2 protein-coding genes are annotated in these 1,787 nt (G+C 69.9%); both read left to right on the forward strand.

Annotated features, from left to right (window positions below; genetic code table 11):
* On the forward strand, positions 1 to 1,217 hold a 1,217-nt coding region (locus tag ACEN88_RS30830), incomplete at its 5' end, for an EAL domain-containing protein (RefSeq protein ID WP_413345858.1).
* A partial coding sequence (locus ACEN88_RS30835) for an HDOD domain-containing protein (RefSeq protein ID WP_413345860.1) occupies positions 1,214 to 1,787 on the forward strand: 574 nt, incomplete at its 3' end. The genes ACEN88_RS30830 and ACEN88_RS30835, both read left to right, overlap by 4 nt.

Here is a 1,787-nt window from a genome sequence, read left to right on the forward strand (position 1 = left end):
ACCTGGAGCTGGCCGAGCACCTGCTGGCGGACGACGCCGGCCGGCTCGCCGACTGCCTGCACGCGTTGCGCAACGCGGGCATCCGGCTGTGCCTCGACGGCTTCGGCACCGGCTCGTCGAGCCTCGTCAACCTGCAGCGGCTGCCGATCGACGTCCTCAAGATCGACGGCTCCTTCATCGCGCGCGTGCCCGACGGGGACAGCGCGGCGGCGGTCGTGGATGCGATCGTCACGATGGGGCACAGCCTCGGCATGCGCGTCGTCGCCGACGGCGTCGAGCGCGAAGGGCAGTGCGACTTCCTGGCGCGTCACATGTGCGATGCGGTGCAGGGCGATTTCGTCTCCGCGCCGGTGCCGTTCGACGCGCTGACCGCGCTGCTGCAGACCGGCCCCGGCCTGGCGCCGCGCCTGCTGCGCTTCAACCGCACGCAACCCACGCTGCTGCTCGTCGACGACGAGCCGAGCATCGTGTCGTCGCTGCGGCGCCTGCTGCGCGGCGACGGCTACCGCATCCTGACCGCGAACAGCGGCAGCGAAGGCCTGAAGCTGCTGGAAGAACATACCGTCGACCTGATCGTGTCCGACCAGCGCATGCCCGAGATGACCGGCGTCGAATTCCTGCGCAAGGTGCGCCAGCTGTACCCGGATACGGTGCGCATCGTCTTGTCCGGCTACACCGAGCTGCAGACGGTGACGGACGCGGTGAACGGCGGCGCGATCTACAAATTCCTCACCAAGCCGTGGGACGACGAGCAACTGCGCGGCCACATCCAGGAGGCGGTCGCATACGGCGCGATGGCCAACGAAAACCGCCTGCTCACGCTGGAAGTGCGCACGGCGAACCAGAAGCTCGCGGCCGTGAACCGCCAGCTCGAATCCGTGCTGGCGCGCCAGCGGAGCGACATCGAACAGGGCGAGATCAGCCTCGACATCGTGCACGAGGCGCTCGACAACGTGCCCGTGCCGGTGCTGGCGGGCGACGACACCGGCACCATCGTGCTGGCCAATCGCGCGGCGCACGGGCTGTTCGCGGCGCAGGGGCCCGTGCTGGGATGCGCGCTGCGCCAGCTGTTCCCGGGTTTGCCCGAGCCGCTGCCGGACGGCGCGAGTTTCGCCTTCGAACACAAGCTCGGAGAGCAGCGGCTGCATGCCCGCGCGCAGCCGATGGGCAACGGCTCCCAGTCGCGGGGCTGGCTGATCGTGATCGAGCCGGCATGACGACGACCGTGGTGGAACTTACCCAGGTGGTGCAGCGCCTGCGCGACCTGCCGGCGCTGCCGTCCATCGTGCTCGACCTGATCAGTTCGTTCGGGCGCGAGGACGTCGACGTGACGACGCTGGCGGAAAAGATGTCGCGCGACCAGGCGCTGGCCGCGAAGATCCTGCGCCTGGCGAATTCGTCGTTCTACGGCCTCCCGGCCAAGGTGAAAACGGTGAAGCAGGCGATCGTCGTGCTCGGGTTCGACAGCGCGCGGGCGCTGGCCGTGGCGAGCACCGTCATCGACCGCTTCGGCGGCGCCGGCGGGCCCAGGGTCGACGTCGCGCACTTCTGGCGCCATTCGATCGCGACGGCGCTGTGCGCCCGCAGCCTCGCGCGCCAGGCGGGGCTCGACCAGGATGCCGCCTTCATCGGCGGCCTGCTGCACGACATCGGCCGGCTCGTGCTGGCGATCAGCTTTCCCGAACAGTATGCCCGGGTGATCGCCGAGTACGAAGACGTGGGCCTGTCCGCGGTGGAGCGGCGCGTGCTCGGCGTGGACCACGAGCACGCCGGCCAGCTGCTTGCCG

It is taken from the genome of Massilia sp. CT11-108, from assembly GCF_047302915.1.
In the GTDB taxonomy this organism is placed as follows: Bacteria; Pseudomonadota; Gammaproteobacteria; order Burkholderiales; family Burkholderiaceae_D; genus Telluria; species Telluria orientalis.